The sequence below is a fragment of the Marinobacterium stanieri genome, from assembly GCF_900155945.1.
Lineage (GTDB): Bacteria > Pseudomonadota > Gammaproteobacteria > Pseudomonadales > Balneatricaceae > Marinobacterium > Marinobacterium stanieri.
In genome coordinates this window covers 173,925-190,589 of sequence record NZ_FTMN01000003.1, presented here as the reverse complement: position 1 = coordinate 190,589, position 16,665 = coordinate 173,925, and the positions used below count along the sequence as shown (strand labels likewise).

Here is a 16,665-nt window from a genome sequence, read left to right as displayed (position 1 = left end):
CGATTACATAGTAGATGACAGCGACCTTTTTGCCGACTTGTCATCCGGCTGTTAACAGCATAAGTTAGTGTTTAATACATATTCTTAATACATATCAAGTATCAGATGACTAAGAAAAGTGATACCCATGCCAGAGCCATGCAGGTAGCCGACCAACTGCTGGAAGAAGGCGTCCGACCCACGCAGCAGAATGTGCGTGAACGACTGGGGAGTGGAAGCCTGACCACCATCAATCGTGCACTCAACGACTGGTGGCATACTCTGTCGGATCGCATACAGCGCCGCAATCAGCATCCAGACCTGCCTGAACCAGTAGCAAAACTGGCCAGTCAAACCTGGGATCGCGCACTGGCGTATGCCGAAAACCGCTTCGAGCAGCAGCGAAGAGCGCTTGAAGAGGAACAGCAATCCCTTCTGGCGCAGTCTGAAAGCATGCGAACCGGTGGTGAGCAGGCACTCTTTGAGGCACATAAGCAAAATGCACGCCTGCTTGAGCGATGCGAACAGCTGGCCGACGATAAACGCCAACTGGAAAAGCGCATTCTTGAGCTGGAAGAGTCCAATATGCGACTCAGCTCGGAGCGGGATAACCTGGTACGCGACCTGAAACAGATGCAGCACATGGCCGGAACCGGATCAGCAAGCTCTGAAGAAATGATCGAACTGCGTGTTCGCAGCCGTGTACAGGAAGAAGAACTGCAAAGACTACGTGACCAGAACCATTCACTGGCAGGTGAAGTGGCGCGCCTCAGGTCCAGCTGAATTCTAACAAATTACTTTTCATTTAATGGTTAACCATTTGAAAAATGGAAATATATCTACCCACAGAGACGCGTGTTCAGGATGTAACCGAGCGCATGAGAGCTTGCGAGTCGGGAGATATTGTCAGCTGTTCTGACGAAGCTCTGTTTGAAGTGATCAAGGCCGTTATGGTGCGTGAGAAACTTACTGGCCTGACGATCCAGCTACTCGATTCCGACGAGTACGTACTGCGCACAGTAACAAGCAAGCGCCGCAGCGAAAAACAGCAGGACCGTTTTACAGACCGCCAGGAAGCCGTCATACGCGCACTGGAAAAGGTGCTGGCACACTGTGAAAAAGAAGGCATTCAGCTGGTCGGCTTCAGCGATGAGCTGGTTGCAATTCCGGCACACATGGACGATGGCTCCGGCTTCTCTGCAGCTGCAGTCGATATTGATACATCAGGCATCTATCGCGGCGCTGATTCACGTCAGGGTATACCAAAGATTTAACAAGTTATGCGCTAGCATCTGATACCCTGTAACCTGATTTACCAAGGCACTTACTTATGAGCTCCAAGATCCGCATTCTACTGGTTGATGACCACTCCATTGTTCGCGCCGGCTTTCAGCATATGCTGCTGAAGGAAGCGGATATGGAGATCGTGGCCGAAGCCGAGAATGGCGGTGAAGCCGTTGAGCTCTACCGCAAGGTCAAGCCGGACGTGGTCGTCATGGACCTGGCAATGCCGGCGGACAACAACAGCACGGAGTCATCCTCAACGGCAGGAGGCCTGGACGCCATCAAGCGCATCATTCTTGATGACGCCGATGCCCGCATCCTGGTACTCACCATCTGGGAAGCATCGCCATACCCGGCACGGGTCGCAGAGGCAGGCGTCAAAGGCTATGTGACCAAGCGCTGCGCACAAAACGAACTCGTTCATGCCGTACGTGAGGTCTATTCAGGACGGCAGTATTTCTCGCCCGCCATCAGCGAACAGATTGACGCCGATGGCGACAGTAACTGCGACAGTTCTCCCATTTCACAACTCACGCGCCGTGAGCTTGAAATCTTCACACTGCTTGCCGAAGGGCGCAGCGTGAATGCAATCGCCGATGCAATTTTCCTCAGCCCCAAAACCGTCCATGCGCATCGCGCCAACATCCTGCGCAAACTTAACCTCACCAACGGCTCTGAGCTGATCTACCTGGCACTGCGCAGCGGCATTATCCAGACCTGATTCTCATCAGGCGTAATGAACGGGTGCCTGGTCATCCAGATAGTTACAGATCAGTCCCGGATAAAGCTCTACCAACTGACGTGTCAGCTCCGACTCCACGACAAACATTTGCTGGCCGGGAAGGGCGTCTGTCTTCGCCAGCACTTCATAAAGCCTGCCTCTGGTTAGCAATTGAGTATCACCTTCGTATAGATCCGCCTCCAGCTGAACCAGCGAACCCACTGGTATCGAAGCCCACAAATGCTGCGCTTCCAGCAGGGTATCAACGATGTAATCGACAGAGGTCGACTCTGATTCACGCATAGGCAAGTACCTCGATAAAAGCCTAATATAAATATTAGACCCCTTGTTGGCAGGAAGGGTCAGATTTATCTGGTATATGTCTGAAAGCCTATGATACCAATCGTATTTATATAAATATATTTCAATAAAAACAGTGTGTTAGAATGTACTTCTTAAAGTTGATTTGCTATCCAATTTGAAAGGATCCTCCAACCAAGAGGCTGGGACACATAGACATGATTACATGCCTTAGCGCCCTCCCAGACCACGTTTCAAGCAAACTCCATATGCTGGTACATTGTGTAAAGTGTTTTGACATTATCCATAGACTCTTCCCATTCGCTATCCCACAGTCTGACGGGAATCTGGAGGTAGCGTGCCCAGGCAAAAGCTTTCTTGAAATCTTTCCAGGACTGCACTTTGGCACATACTTCCAAATAACCCTGAACAAGCGGCTTTTGTCGGTCACCTGCACAGTATTTCCCAAGCCCGAACGCGTTGCCCAAGTGTTTGTGTGCCAGCTTTTGGTCACCATTTCTCATGTGGAGTGAACCTTCATTCCATTCAGCTAGCCAGGACAGGGCTGTAGACCATGAACTTTTTTCCACGCTCTCTTTGTAGACCCTAACTTGATTCAGGCTACTGTTCCGATTCAGTAGGCTCTCTCCTTCGACAACGAGTTCCATAAACCCCTGCGGCATGGGATAACTCTCAGAAATGTCAAGTCCATGTTTCAAACATGTAAAAAAGTATGGCCCATATCGCCTTTCAATATAGGTCAGTTGCTCCTGAGTCAGCGGTTCACCATGATTCTCGAGCAGAAAGCTCTGGGTTTCTTCGCCTGCTTGGGCAAAAAACCGACCCACATCCCACCAGTACTGGGGTACGGAGTCTCTCCAAATACAGTCAATAACCTCTTGAGGGGGGCTACCCTTAGCTGTAGCTGCCTCACCAATGAGCTTCTCAATTGTGCTGCTCATATGTGCATGCACGTCACTTCGAAGCACCTGACTTTGCTCTTTGAACTGATCAAGTAGTTGCAGCAGCACGTCACGCCCGTAATGCTTGTCTATTTCCTGTGTGATGTACGTCGCGGCTCGGGCAATGAATACAACCAAGACAACTTGAGCTTGGGTACTCTCTGGAAGCTGGCGCTGATGTTGACTGTCGGAACAGGCCTCCATCGCAGCAAACGACTCCATCAGATTAGTATGCAGAACTCCCCAATTGGGCAGGCTTCGGGCGTGAAGCCAATTTTCTGCGCTTTCCAAGTTCTGGCTCAGCTGAAAGTTTTCAGATTTCACATTTTTTCCAGGAAAGTGAAAGTGCGTCTGAGAAGTGTCAGCAACGCTATATGCCCAGCGCATCGCCTTTTCCAATGGCCAGACTAGGCAGTCATCATGGATGTCAGGCAGGAACCAGTACTCATCCTCAGGCGTAGAGAGTCCCAAATCTTTGAGGTTAAAGAGCAGTACATTCTTCTGTGAAGAAACGACTGCACGTCCGACCAGCTTGGATTTCAGCACATAGCCCAAGGTATCTTTCACACCGAGGTAAGTACCTTCATTCCGTACCAGATCGGAATACTGAACGAGCAGGTCCCAGATAGATTCAGCGATTGCCGCCGTAACCCTGGGAGAAGGGGATATCTTGTCCACGCACCCCATCAAGAGTGACAAAACATCGTTCAGATTCTCTTCCAGCTCGCCATCTTCATCCGTCAGCCGCTTCAATCGGGTCTGCAGGCTCTTTTTATCTTTTTCAGACAGAAGCAGACCAAGAGAGTCATCTTTCTGGGCCAAGACGCCAGCAGCATTAAACAAAAATCGTGTAACCGCACCAATCGTTGGGAAACCAGTTTGCATCTCCATCTCCTTATGTAAGGGCCCCACCTGGGGCCCTATTTCCGTTACTTACTTCTTATTGTTCGGGTTCAGCTGTTTGCCTCGATTGCCGTGAGCCTTGGCATTCGTTATGTTGGTGCCAGACGTACCGTAGTTTGGGTTCTTGATGTTTGCACGCTGGTTGTTTTGAACTCGTGTTTTGTTAGACATGTCAGTCTCCTTCTTGGTTTGTGAGTCGCAAGAAAGAGCGTAACTTGTAGGCCTTCATAGGTAGCCCTGAAAGTTGGCGACACGAGTTTGATCTACGTGAGTTCGACATGGAGTTATGTCTGCATTTTGCTTGTATTGGGCGTCATTTTCCATTGCTAGCGCCAAACATGACTACATTTAGGATGGACAACATGCCATGTAAATTACATGCAATTCATCCTTCACAGGGCAAAGGAATCAGGAATGGAATGGCCCAACCAAGACAGGTTTCCAACTAACCGCCCCCAGTTCACGGTTCACTCGACAATCAAGGACTGGTTTTTCAACTCTGAACAGCTGTTGCTAGTCACTGGTTATGCCAGCTTAGGCAAGGTCATTGACTTGATCGCCAGTCTTTCCATCGATCACCAGCACGCTCGTATCTTCCTCGGCAATGAACCTCAGCCAATCATGCGTGAGAGAAGCACTTCCACAGTAGCCGATGAAATGCGTGACTACTGGCTCGCAAAGGGCCTTTCTATAGATCAGTGTCCACGTATCGAAACGGCAGCTCGCCGATTGCGCGCTCGTGATCTAGAAGTGCGAATGCCTGGCCGAGGGGAGCGGCGAGTGCATGCCAAGCTCTACTGTGCCACTGATAATGTGCTGCTGGGGTCTTCAAACTTCACGCACGCAGGCCTCCACAACCAAATAGAAGGAAATACCATTTTCAGCCGCTCACGCGACAAGGCACGATATGCCGAAACCTGGTCGCTGGCAGAGGCTATCTGGGAGACAGGTGAATGCTGCAACGATTGGCTTGCAGATCTCATTGAGCAGTTGATGAAAGTCGTTACTTGGCAAGAAGCGCTGGCGCGAGCCTGTAGTGAGCTCTTGTCTGGTGACTGGGTAGACCTGTTGCTCAGCATGGAGCATGAAAGTGAGCGGCTGTGGCCTAGTCAAAGGGACGGCATAGCACAGGCACTCTACATCCTGGATAACACAGGCGCTGTTCTCATCGCGGACGCTACAGGCTCTGGCAAGACGCGCATGGGCGCCTTTCTGGTTCAGGCCACAGCGGCACGTGCCAGGGCAACAGGAAGAGTCAGCAGCCTATGCGGTATCATCTGTCCGCCAAGTGTCATTGAGAACTGGGTGACTGAGACCGACAGGCCTGGCCCGAACACATGTGTTGGCTCAAGTGGTTTGCTGGGACGCCGCTCTAAGGATGCGAAACGGATTGAACGCATTCTCGCCCAAGGCGATATCCTGGTAGTGGATGAGGCACACAATTACCACAACCTGAAATCCAACCGTTCCCAAAAGCTGCTGGAAAGCGTCGCCACTGACTTGATGCTGTTCACAGCGACTCCGATTAATCGGTCAGCCAGAGATCTATTGGTCATGATCAATTTGCTCGGCGCTGACAACCTGCAGGAGCAAACGCTCAAGCAACTGGAGTCTTACCTGGGGGGCCGTAAACGTATTGCCAAGCTTGATCAGACCGTCATACAGCAACTCTCAAACGAGATCAGGCAGTTTACGGTGCGTCGAACTATCAGCCAGCTGAAAGGCTATATCGCCGCCCAGCCAGAGGCTTACAAAAACGCCTTGGGCGAAAACTGCACATACCCCGAGATCATCAACCAGGTCTACGCCATTGATGGCAATGAGAGAGACCGTGAAATTGCGCTGCAAATTGCTCAACTGGCGAGTCAACTCAAAGGGCTAAATTACCTGTTAAAGCCCATCAAGGATGACCCAGGATTGGGAGAGGCAGATCCTGAGGCCCTTCAGCGATATGTCGAGTGGCGAATCGATGCTGCTCGATTCCTGGCCGCTTATACCATCATGCATGCCTTACGGGCTTCAACGTATGTTCTGATGGAAGTGGTTTTAGGCCACGAAGCCGCCTGCAATGCAGCCAGGCTCAAACCCGATGACAACCATACAGAACGGCAAGGCCTCATTGAAAGAATCCGCCAGAAAGCACGCAAAATGCCTGCGCCCGCTGTCGATCCCGCATTTCTACCCGATTTCTTGAAAAATGCTGACCGCTACCAGGACGCGGTCGCGCAGGAGCTCCAGCTCTATGAGCAGATAGCTGCGCTAACGGCAGAATTGAGTCTGGAGCGCGAAAAGACCAAAGTGAGGCAGATCCAAGAGGCATCTCAACGTCACCATAAGTTGCTCGTGTTTGAGGAGCGCATTCTCGCATTACGGGTGATCGAAAACCTGCTGAAGCAAGCTAAGCCAACTCACCATGTACATCTGGCAACAGGTAGAGACCCGAAGGCCAAAGCAGAGCTCTGTGAGCTCATGGGGCTGGGAGGCAGAGAAGGGAAGCACATAGGACTGTGCTCAAATGCCATGGCGGAGGGCGTCAATCTGCAGTCAGCATCTTGTCTTATCATGCTGGACCGCCCGTCAGTGATCCGTCACGCGGAGCAGCGCATTGGGCGCATCGAACGATTGGATTCACCCCACCAAGAGGCAGAGGTTCTCTGGCCGCTTGATGCGCCCGCGTTTCGACTCAACCGCGATCATAAATTTATTTCACGGCATCAAGAAACCAAACGCCTCATCGGGGCCAATTTCGAAGTACCTGAAGAGTATGAGGCGGATGACTTCGATACCATGGCTGAGGAGAGCAGTGAAGAGCTGATCTCAAAGCTCGAGCAGTCTCGCGAAGAGCAAAGTTTCGGGGTGCAGGACGCTTTCCACACGGTCAGATCCCTATACGATGGAAACGGCGCTGCACTGATACCGAAGACATTAGTCAATCAAATGAAGGCCACTACGGGCGTTGTTATCTCCCGCGTCAGCGTAGTGGGGTCCAAAACAAGCTCATCTTGGGCCTTTATATGCCAGGCAGGCACGAATCAGCAGCCAGCACGCTGGGTATTAGTCAGTGATGATGAGCGAAACACAACAGCTAGACTTGATGAAATCGTAGCATTCCTCAAGGCCAATCTCGGCCCTGACACGTGCGATGTCAAACCAACTGATGCGAGCATCGCTCAGATGGAGAAACTGGTCAAAACACTCAGAGAAAATCCCGACATCACCCTTAGCAGTAATCGCTTGGCGTTATTGAAGTTGTTGTCACAGTACGTCGACCACATGTCCCATGTGACAGCGAAAAAGCAGGATCAGCAGCAACTGGATTACTATCACGCCGTGAAAACCATACTGCCATGGACAACAGGCGGCTTGCTGGATGAGGGCAGGGACAACGCCAGCCTTAGGCAGCTCGAAAGCTTGGCAGACGCATTTCAGGTGCTTCTACAACCACTGAGAACAGAGCGATTGAAGAAGATGGGTAACAAGAAGCTGGTTCGCCACCGTGACTTGCTTCCCAAGTTGAAGCAATCACCACTTGAGTTCAATGCTTTTAAGAGAGCGACCGAGTTGGCGCTACGTCAGTCATCTTGTGAACCTTCGACTGCAGCGGTTATATTCGGTGTAATGTGAATGCCTGAAACGCTGTAGCGATAGGGCACACCCCCTGAGTATCAGGAGCAAGGAAGCTGCCATGAACAAAGTACCCTTCGCTTTGGAGGTCGACACTGGTCAACTTGTAGATGTACATGAAGTGGCCAGAGGCCTTCAGTGCGGCTGTATCTGCCCATCTTGCGATACTCCACTTCAAGCCCGTCAGGGTGAGAAAAACGCTTGGCATTTCGCTCATGCGACCCGAGGCACCTCTGATCAAACAGATCAAGAGTGTGAATACTCGTTCTACGTGTCTGTAACACAGATGGCAAAGCAGCTGTTTGCAGAGCTGGCCAAAATCAAGATCTCCTTGCCCAAGTACGTTTACCCACTGAGAATTCAGTATGAAGGCTACGCGCCTCTGGAGGTGGACATCGAAGTCACACAGGCATCAACCGTTCAGTTTGAAAAAGTGGAGCTGGAGACAAAAATAGAGTCGGTATACGGTGATGTTATTGGTTGGGTCCATGGTGTCCCACTGATTATTGGCTTCGATCACCCAGAGCGCCACTTTCTCATTGATGAACCTGCTGCAGATAAGGCTCGAGCAGGGGTGATCAGGATTGATTTGAGTGCCACCTTGGGTTGTTTTTTTGGGCATGCAGGAAAGGGCGTGCAGTCATTCAAAGAGCAGCTCAAGTCATATTTGTTCGATAGCCCCGAGCATGTTCACTGGCTCTACCATCCGCGTAGAGACAGGGCTATTGAGTGGACGAAAACTAATATGCCCGACCCAGCGAGCATCTCCACACAAGACCTCTTTGCCTGCCCTGAGGATATACCTTCAGAATCGGACCAAGGCGATTTCATTGATCGAGCACTTGCTGGATTCACCCTCAACCGAAGCAGACGGTAACCAAAGGAATTCGTAATGCCCCAATCACCTTTCTCAATCCGAATATTCGTAGCTGATGGCGATCCAGACGGCTTGCGGCTGGTGGAGCGCTCAAACTGGATAGGGAAGGCGGTGCTATTTCCACGTTCACACCTGCCACGCGTCAAGAACCGTGATGAATTCAAGCAGACAGGCGTCTACCTCCTGCTTGGGCCTGAAGAGGTCGGCGATGGTGAGATGCTCTACATCGGGGAAGGCGATCCCGTTTTGCCGCGCCTTGAGAGCCACTTTGCCAAAAAGGACTTCTGGAACCGTTGCGTGTTCTTCGTATCGACGGCAGGGCAGCTGAACAAAGCACATGTGCAGTACCTTGAGCATCGCCTTGTCGATATCGCCAAAGAAGCCAAGCGGCTGGCGCTGGATAACATCCAAACGCCATCCAGGCCAACGCTGACCGAGGCAGACCAGGCTGACATGGAGGTTTTCCTCGACCATATTCTGGGCATCCTGCCTGTTCTGGGTATCCATGCGTTTGAACAGCCACCTTCCAAGAAGGCATCACCAGCCACAAGGTTGTATATCAAGGCCCCGACAAAAGGCATACAGGGATCGGGAACAGAGTCGTCCCAGGGCTTTACAGTATTTGAGGGCACTGATGTCTCAACTGAAGAGGTGGCATCGGTGCCAACCTCCGTTTCTCAGATGAGAGCCAAGCTGTTGACGGCTGGGGTCATTGCGGAAATGAATGGCCGTTTAAAATTCACTCAGGACTACAGCTTTTCATCACCTTCAACCGCTGCAGGAGTCGTGCTCGGGCGCTCAGCGAATGGACGTCTGGAATGGTCAGATAAGAATGGCAGGTCGTTGAAGGAAATCCAGGAATCACAGGTCCCGCTGAGTAGTGAGCACGAAAGCTAACGCAGTTCCGCCTGACAAATTTAGTACCTGCATAGTACACTGATTTTCAAATAGAAATTCGGCAGACGTACTTCATCTCAACACCTGTCTGCCATTACATGGATTAGACGTCATCTCAATGGAAAACTTCTCTCAAACTGCTGCTTTCATCTGGTCTGTGGCTGACCTGCTTCGTGGTGACTTCAAACAAAGCCAGTATGGGCGGGTGATCCTGCCTTTCACACTGCTGCGTCGTCTGGAATGTGTGCTGGAACCCGACAAAGAAGCTGTGTTGGCGGAGTATAAAAAAGTTAAAGCCATGGGACTGCCTGAGGAAGCTGCTGAGAAACTCATACTCAGAGCCACCAAGCAGGCGTTCTTTAACACCTCACCCATGACGCTTTCCAAGCTTGGCGAGTCGGGCATCAAAGACAACCTTGAGAATTACGTACAGAGCTTCTCACGTGATGCACGCGAGATCTTTGAGTACTTCAAGTTCGATGAGTTTGTCGGCCTGCTCAGCGATGCCAACCTGCTGTACAAGGTGGTTCAGAAGTTCGCCAACACCGATCTGAGCCCCGAACGCCTCTCCAACCACGAAATGGGCCTGGTGTTCGAAGAGCTGATCCGTCGCTTTGCTGAAAGCGCCAACGACACCGCAGGTGAGCACTTTACCCCGCGTGACATCGTCAACCTGACGACCTCCCTGGTGTTCATGGAAGATGATGATGTCTTCACCAAGGAAGGCATTGTACGAACCATCTATGACCCTACAGCGGGAACAGGGGGCTTCCTCTCCAGCGGCATGGAATACGTGCTGGAACGCAGCCCTAACCAGAGCGCCGTAATCCGCGCTTACGGCCAGGAGCTGAACCCCGAGTCCTACGCGATTTGTAAAGCCGACATGCTGATCAAGGGGCAAGAGGTCAACAACATCAAGCTGGGCAACACGCTTTCCAATGACCAGCTCTATGCCGACAAGTTTGACTACATGCTCTCCAACCCGCCGTTTGGGGTGGACTGGAAAAAAGTCGAGGGCGAGATCAAGGACGAGCACAGCATCAAAGGCTTCGATGGACGCTTCGGTCCTGGTCTGCCACGCGTATCCGATGGGTCGCTGCTGTTCCTGATGCACCTGATCAGCAAGCTGCGTGATCGCACCCCGACCGAAGGCGATTCTATTGAAGGCGGAGGCCGTATTGGCATCATCCTGAACGGGTCGCCTCTATTCACGGGCAGTGCGGGGAGCGGTGAAAGCGAGATCCGCCGTTACATCCTGGAAGCCGACCTGCTGGAAGCCATCATCGCGTTGCCTACAGACATGTTTTACAACACGGGCATTGCCACCTATATCTGGGTGCTTTCCAACAAGAAGCCTGCCGAGCGCAAAGGCAAGGTCCAGCTGATCAACGGTGTGAACCTGAGCAGCAAGATGCGCAAGTCCCTAGGCTCCAAGCGCAAATATCTGACTGAAGATGATATCCGCACCATCACGCGTGAATTTGGTGCCTTTGATGAAGCCTGTGCCACCGATCCAACCAACGGCCAGCCGCTGACCAAGATCTTCGATACCACCGATTTCGGCTACCGACGCATCACCATCGAGCGCCCGCTGCGCCTATCGGTACAGATGGATGATGAACGCCTGGCAACACTGCGCTTTGCGCCCAAGCCCTTCAACGCACCCATGCAGTGGATCTGGGAGCAGTTTGGCCCGCAGTGGGACAACGACTCCTACGGAGAGCTGGCGGCAGTCGAGAAAGAGATCAGGGTGGAGATGAAAGCCAGCTTCCCTGAGCTGAAAGAGAAACAGGTCAAAGACCTGCTCAGCCCCAAACTCTGGCGAGACCAGAAAGCGCTGCTCGATGCGGCCAAAACCCTGCGTGACCAGTTGGTTCAGCAGATGGGCGAGGGCGCTCTCGTCTCTGGTCAGTGTGACGATTTCAACCCGTTTGAAGATGAGCTGAAAAAGGCGCTCAAGGCCACAGGCATCAAGCTGGACGCAAAACAGAAAAAGCAGCTGCTAGACGCTATCACCTGGAAGAACTCCGACGCTGAGCGGGTCATCAAGAAGGTGCTGAAGGAAACAGCACAGCCAAAATATGGCGCGTTTGAAACCACAGTCAAGGGCAAGCCCACCGTGGTCGAATACCAGCCCGATAGCGACTTGCGCGACTACGAGAATATCCCGCTTGATCCATCAAAGCGGGTGGAAGAGCTGATCGAAGACTACTTTGACCGTGAAGTCGCACCGCACGTACCAGATGCCTGGATTGACGCCAACAAGCGTGACGAGAAGGATGGGGAGATCGGTATCGTTGGGTATGAGATTCCGTTCAATCGGCATTTCTATGTGTACCAGCCGCCACGTAGTTTGGAAGAAATTGATGCGGACCTGGATAAGGTGAGTCGGGAGATTATGGACCTGTTGGCGGAGGTTCACTCATGAGTGCGATCAGCTACAAACCATATCTTCAAATGAAAAATACGGGAGAAAAGTGGCTTGGTGAAATACCCGTCCACTGGGACTGCCTAAATGGTAAAAGGCTGTTTAGAAGCGTTAGAAAATCAGCATATTCTTCCGATGAACAGCTCGCAGCTAGTCAAAAATATGGTGTTGTTCCGCAGTCATTAATGATGCAATTAAATGATGCAAAAGTGATGCTTGCACTGAAGGGAACTGAATCATTTCGACATGTAGAAAAAGATAACTTTGTTATTAGTCTCAGAAGCTTTGAGGGCGGCATAGAGCATAGTAATTACGTTGGGTGTGTTTCTCCTGCGTATACGGTTTTGGAACCCGCTGGGGGCTTGGTAAAGCCTACATATTATAAGTACTTATTGAAAAGCAATCCGTATATCTCTGCACTTCAGGCATCAACAGATAGCCTGAGAGATGGAAAGTCTATCTCATATGATCAGTTTGGCCGAATTCAACTACCTGTGCCTGAACTAGCAGAGCAGCTTGATATAGCAAGGTTCCTCGACCACGAAACCACCAAAATCGACACCCTGATCGAAAAGCAGCAACAATTAATCAAGCTGCTGAAAGAGAAGCGTCAGGCGGTGATCAGCCATGCGGTTACCAAGGGCCTGAACCCCGATGCGCCGATGAAAGATTCAGGCGTGGAGTGGCTGGGGGAAGTGCCTGAGCATTGGAGTGTAGTGCCACTTAGACATATCACACCCGAAGTTACCGTCGGTATCGTGGTGACACCAGCGAAGTATTATGTTGATAACGGGATACCTTGCTTTAGATCGCTTAACGTTAAAGAAAATAGTATTGAAGAACGGGATTTTGTATACATATCCAAGGCCTCAAACTCCGACCTCATAAAAAGCCAAGTTTTCCAAGGAGATATCTTAGTAGTTCGCTCAGGACAGCCTGGTAAAGCTGCTGTTGTTTTAGCTAAACATGATGGCTACAACTGTATAGATCTAATAATAATTAGAAAGAGTAAAAAAATAATATCTGATTTTTTGTGCTATCAAATCAATTCAGATGTATGTAAAAAACAAATATCGTCAGGTTCAGGTGGAGCGATCCAGCAGCATTTCAATGTTGAACTGGCAAAAGGATTATATGTAACCTTTCCTCCCTTGGAAGAGCAAATGGAAATTTCTAAATACATCATGAAGCAGATAAAAGCTTTTGACTCTTTGGTAAAAAAAGCGGAGATGTCAATCGATCTCATGAAAGAACGCCGATCAGCTCTAATTTCCGCTGCTGTAACAGGCAAAATCGATGTTAGAAACTGGAAACCACAGTCTTCAGCGAACAAGCAGCCGAAAACAACAACCGAGCCAGTAGCAATACCCGCAGCACACTGACAGAACCACAGGGACGTTTGGATATGAGTAGTTACGCCAGCAAAGCACAAGAATCCGTTTTCCAGAATGAAGTCATTGAACAGCTACTGGCAAACGGCTGGCTGTTGGGTGAACCTGCTGGCTACAACCGCGAGCTGGCGCTGTATGAGGAAGACTTGCTCGGGTTCGTGAAAGACACCCAGCCTGAGCAGTGGCAGAAGTACTGCAAGCTCTATCCGAACGATCCTGAAAAGGCATTTCTGGAACGGGTGGCCAATCAGCTGAGCAAGGCGGACCCGAACGCCGCCAACAAGGAGCTGCGCACCTTTGGCACGCTCGGTGTCCTGCGCCATGAGCTTAAGGATCGCGGCACCCGTTTCCGCCTTTGCCAGTTCAAGCCTGATCACGACCTGAATCCTGACACGCTGGCGCGCTACAAACAGAACCGCCTGCGCGTCGTGCCCGAACTGGTCTACAGCCCTTATGCCACCGCAGAACATATGGCTCTCACGGGTAAACAAGCCAAAAAATGGCGCATCGACCTGGTGCTGTTCCTGAACGGCCTGCCCATCGCCACGCTGGAGCTGAAGTCCGAATTCAAGCAGGCGGTAGAGCGAGCGATCAAGCAGTACAAACTGACCCGTTTGCCTAAAGACCCTGCCACCAACAAGCCCGAGCCGCTGCTCACGTTCAAGCGCGGGGCGCTGGTGCACTTTGCCGTCAGCCAGTACGAGGTGTACATGGCCACGCGGCTGGAAGGCAACGACACCTTCTTCTTGCCGTTCAACAGGGGCACGAAGGAGGGCGGTGCTGGCAACGAGGTGCCCGAGAACCCGAACGAATACGCCACTGCTTACCTTTGGCAGGAGGTGCTGGCGCCTGACAATATCCTGCGCATTCTGGCTCGTTTCGTTCACCTGCAGATCGAAGAGAAAGAGGACTGGCAGGGCAAGAAGTACAAGAAAGAGACGCTCATCTTCCCGCGTTACCACCAGTGGGATGTAGTCACCCAGCTGGTAGCGGATGCCCGCGAAAACGGTCCAGGCCACAAGTACCTGATTCAGCACAGCGCGGGGTCGGGCAAGTCCAACTCCATCGCCTGGACTGCGCATCAGCTTGCGTCACTCTATGATGAAGCGGGCAATAAGCGTTTCCACTCGGTGATCGTCGTCACCGACCGTACTGTGCTTGATGATCAGCTGCAGGATACCATCTACCAGTTCGAGCATGCCGACGGGGTGGTCGGGCGCATCAACAACAAGGAAGGCGACGGCTCCAAGTCTGAAAAACTAGCCGCCGCGCTGGAAAGTGCCCAGCCGATCATCATCGTTACCATCCAGACGTTCCCGTTTGTGCTCAAGGCGATTGAGAACAGTGTGAGCCTGAAGGAGCGCAACTATGCCGTGATCGCGGATGAGGCACACTCGTCCCAGTCGGGCTCGACCGCTCGTCAGCTCAAAGAAGTCCTGATGCTTGAGCCAGATGAAGAACAGGACGAGTTAACCAGCGAGGATCTGCTGGATGCCACACTGGCGGCCCGCAAGGGCAACCAGAATCTCAGTTTCTTTGCGTTTACCGCCACGCCCAAGCCCAAAACACTGGAGCTTTTTGGACGACGCCCCGATCCAGATAGCCCCCCTTCAAGCAGTAACAAGCCCGAAGCTTGGCATGTCTACAGCATGCGCCAGGCCATCGAAGAAGGCTTTATCCTGGATGTGCTGAAGAACTACACCAGCTACAAGGTGGCCTACCAGCTTGCTCAGAAGGTACGGGAGCAGGATGAAGAGGTCGACGCCAAGAAAGCCAAGGTGAAGCTGAACCAGTGGGTGCGACTGCACGACTACAACATTGCCCAGAAGGTGCAGGTGATCGTTGAGCACTTCAGAGAGAACGTCATGGGGCTGCTGGGCGGGCAAGCCAAGGCGATGGTTGTCACCAGTTCTCGCAAAGAGGCTGTGAGCTACAAAAAAGCATTCGACAAATACGTAGCTGATCACAAGTACCAGAAGATCCACGCCATGGTGGCATTTTCGGGTGAAGTGGAGTTCAACGAGAACGATCCGAACGCGTCAGCTCTGCTGGGTGAAAAATTCACTGAAACCAGCATGAACCCGAACCTCAAGGGGCGGGATCTGCGCAAGGCATTCGATACCGATGACTACCAGGTCATGCTGGTGGCCAACAAGTTCCAGACAGGCTTCGACCAGCCCAAACTCTGCGCCATGTACGTGGACAAGAAGCTGGCAGGCGTCGAGTGCGTACAGACGTTGTCACGCCTCAACCGTACCTATCCTGGCAAGGCTGAATCGGGCACCTTCGTGCTCGATTTCTTCAACGACCCTCAAGATATTCTCGAGGCCTTCCAGCCCTATTATCAAACAGCTGAACTGACAGACGTGTCAGACCCGAACAAGGTCTTTGACCTGTTTGATAAGCTGAAAGCACAGGGCATCTTCACTTGGGCTGAGGTTGAGCAGTTCACTACGGCGTTTTTTGTACCTAACAAAAGCAACGCAGCGATCAGCAATATCTGCAAACCCGCTGTTGAGCGCTGGCAGAAGCGCTATGCCAACGCCGTGGATGCGTACAAAACCGCTAAAGAGATGTTCGAGCGCTGCAAGGCATCAGGCGATGCGGTATTGATCGCCAATGCAGAAAACAGCCTGAAGGAATGCAAGCAGGAAAAAGATGCGCTGGAGATCTTCAAGAAAGATCTTGGCACCTATGTGCGCTTCTACGAGTTCATGTCACAAATCGTTGATTACGATGACAAGGAGCTGGAAAAACTGAGCCTCTACGCTCGTCACCTGCGTCCGATGCTCCGTGAAAAGGTCGATGAAGATGACGATGTCGACCTCAGCAATGTCACGCTGAGCCATTACCGCCTTTCAAAGATCAAACAGCAAGATCTGCAGCTGAAAGAAGGCCATGGCGAGTACGGCCTTGAGCCAGGTAACGAGATGGGTTCAGCCAAAGCCCGAGACAAGAAAGAGGAATTTCTTTCTACCATCCTTCAGCGACTGAATGAGCTGTTTATCACCGACAATCTGACTGATGACGACATGCTCAATTACGCTCGCACGGTTGCAGACAAAGTAGGGGAGAATGAAAGAGTGATGCATCAGCTCAGGAACAACTCGCCCGATCAGGCTTTTCTTGGAGATTTCCCGCAGGCCGTAGATGATGCAGTCATGGGCAGTTCGGAAGCACATCAGAATCAGATGATGCAAATCCTTAGCAACCCGCAGATCGCACAAGGCTTCGCACGTGTCGTTTTTGATATGCTAATCAACAAAAACAATCAATAAATCATATGGTTGAAGGGTTGT

General features: G+C 51.6%; 12 protein-coding genes. 9 read left to right on the top strand and 3 right to left on the bottom strand.

Annotated elements, in window-relative coordinates; genetic code table 11:
* Positions 1–105 precede the first annotated feature (105 nt).
* From BW956_RS08380 to BW956_RS08370, 3 genes are all read left to right on the top strand, one after another.
* Positions 106–762 carry a DNA-binding protein gene (locus BW956_RS08380; protein WP_081475223.1) on the top strand — a complete coding sequence of 219 codons (657 nt, stop codon included), beginning with the start codon at positions 106–108 and terminating at the stop codon, positions 760–762.
* 95 nt (positions 763–857) lie between these two features.
* Positions 858–1,253 carry a response regulator gene (locus BW956_RS08375; RefSeq protein WP_083702990.1) on the top strand — a complete coding sequence of 132 codons (396 nt, stop codon included), beginning with the start codon at positions 858–860 and terminating at the stop codon, positions 1,251–1,253.
* A 56-nt stretch (positions 1,254–1,309) separates the two neighbouring features.
* Positions 1,310–1,984: a response regulator gene (locus tag BW956_RS08370; protein WP_010323219.1), complete on the top strand. Its 675-nt coding sequence runs from the start codon at positions 1,310–1,312 to the stop codon at positions 1,982–1,984.
* Positions 1,985–1,990: 6 nt separating this feature from the next.
* Here BW956_RS08370 and BW956_RS08365 read toward each other — a convergent pair whose 3' ends face one another.
* From BW956_RS08365 to BW956_RS22420, 3 genes are all read right to left on the bottom strand, one after another.
* Entirely contained in the window at positions 1,991–2,287 is a 297-nt protein-coding gene (locus BW956_RS08365; RefSeq protein WP_076462371.1) for a hypothetical protein, read from the bottom strand.
* A gap of 251 nt (positions 2,288–2,538) precedes the next feature.
* Positions 2,539–4,131 (bottom strand): hypothetical protein, encoded by a 1,593-nt coding sequence (locus BW956_RS08360; protein WP_076462369.1) that lies wholly within the window; start codon positions 4,129–4,131, stop codon positions 2,539–2,541.
* 48 nt (positions 4,132–4,179) lie between these two features.
* A complete protein-coding gene (locus BW956_RS22420) occupies positions 4,180–4,320 on the bottom strand; it encodes a hypothetical protein (protein ID WP_175611982.1) in 141 nt (46 codons plus the stop codon).
* 243 nt (positions 4,321–4,563) lie between these two features.
* On the opposite strand from BW956_RS22420, the gene BW956_RS08355 reads away from it, so the two are divergent.
* The 6 genes from BW956_RS08355 to BW956_RS08330 all read left to right on the top strand — a co-directional run bounded on the left by BW956_RS08355 (position 4,564) and on the right by BW956_RS08330 (position 16,644).
* Positions 4,564–7,773 carry an SNF2-related protein gene (locus tag BW956_RS08355; RefSeq protein WP_076462367.1) on the top strand — a complete coding sequence of 1,070 codons (3,210 nt, stop codon included), beginning with the start codon at positions 4,564–4,566 and terminating at the stop codon, positions 7,771–7,773.
* 61 nt (positions 7,774–7,834) lie between these two features.
* On the top strand, positions 7,835–8,650 hold the full coding sequence (locus BW956_RS08350; protein WP_076462365.1) for a competence protein CoiA family protein: 816 nt from the start codon (positions 7,835–7,837) through the stop codon (positions 8,648–8,650).
* A gap of 81 nt (positions 8,651–8,731) precedes the next feature.
* Positions 8,732–9,547, top strand: coding sequence for a GIY-YIG nuclease family protein (locus tag BW956_RS08345; RefSeq protein ID WP_244894352.1), 816 nt, complete (start codon positions 8,732–8,734; stop codon positions 9,545–9,547).
* A gap of 118 nt (positions 9,548–9,665) precedes the next feature.
* Positions 9,666–11,975, top strand: a complete 2,310-nt coding sequence (locus BW956_RS08340) for a type I restriction-modification system subunit M (RefSeq protein ID WP_217695111.1) — start codon at positions 9,666–9,668, stop codon at positions 11,973–11,975.
* The gene (locus BW956_RS08335; protein ID WP_076462359.1) at positions 11,972–13,357 is read left to right on the top strand and encodes a restriction endonuclease subunit S domain-containing protein; all 1,386 of its coding nucleotides are present in this window, start codon (positions 11,972–11,974) and stop codon (positions 13,355–13,357) included. The genes BW956_RS08340 and BW956_RS08335 overlap by 4 nt, the downstream gene beginning before the upstream one ends.
* Positions 13,358–13,380: 23 nt before the next feature.
* A complete protein-coding gene (locus BW956_RS08330) occupies positions 13,381–16,644 on the top strand; it encodes a type I restriction endonuclease subunit R (protein WP_076462357.1) in 3,264 nt (1,087 codons plus the stop codon).
* The last annotated feature ends 21 nt before the right edge of the window (positions 16,645–16,665 follow it).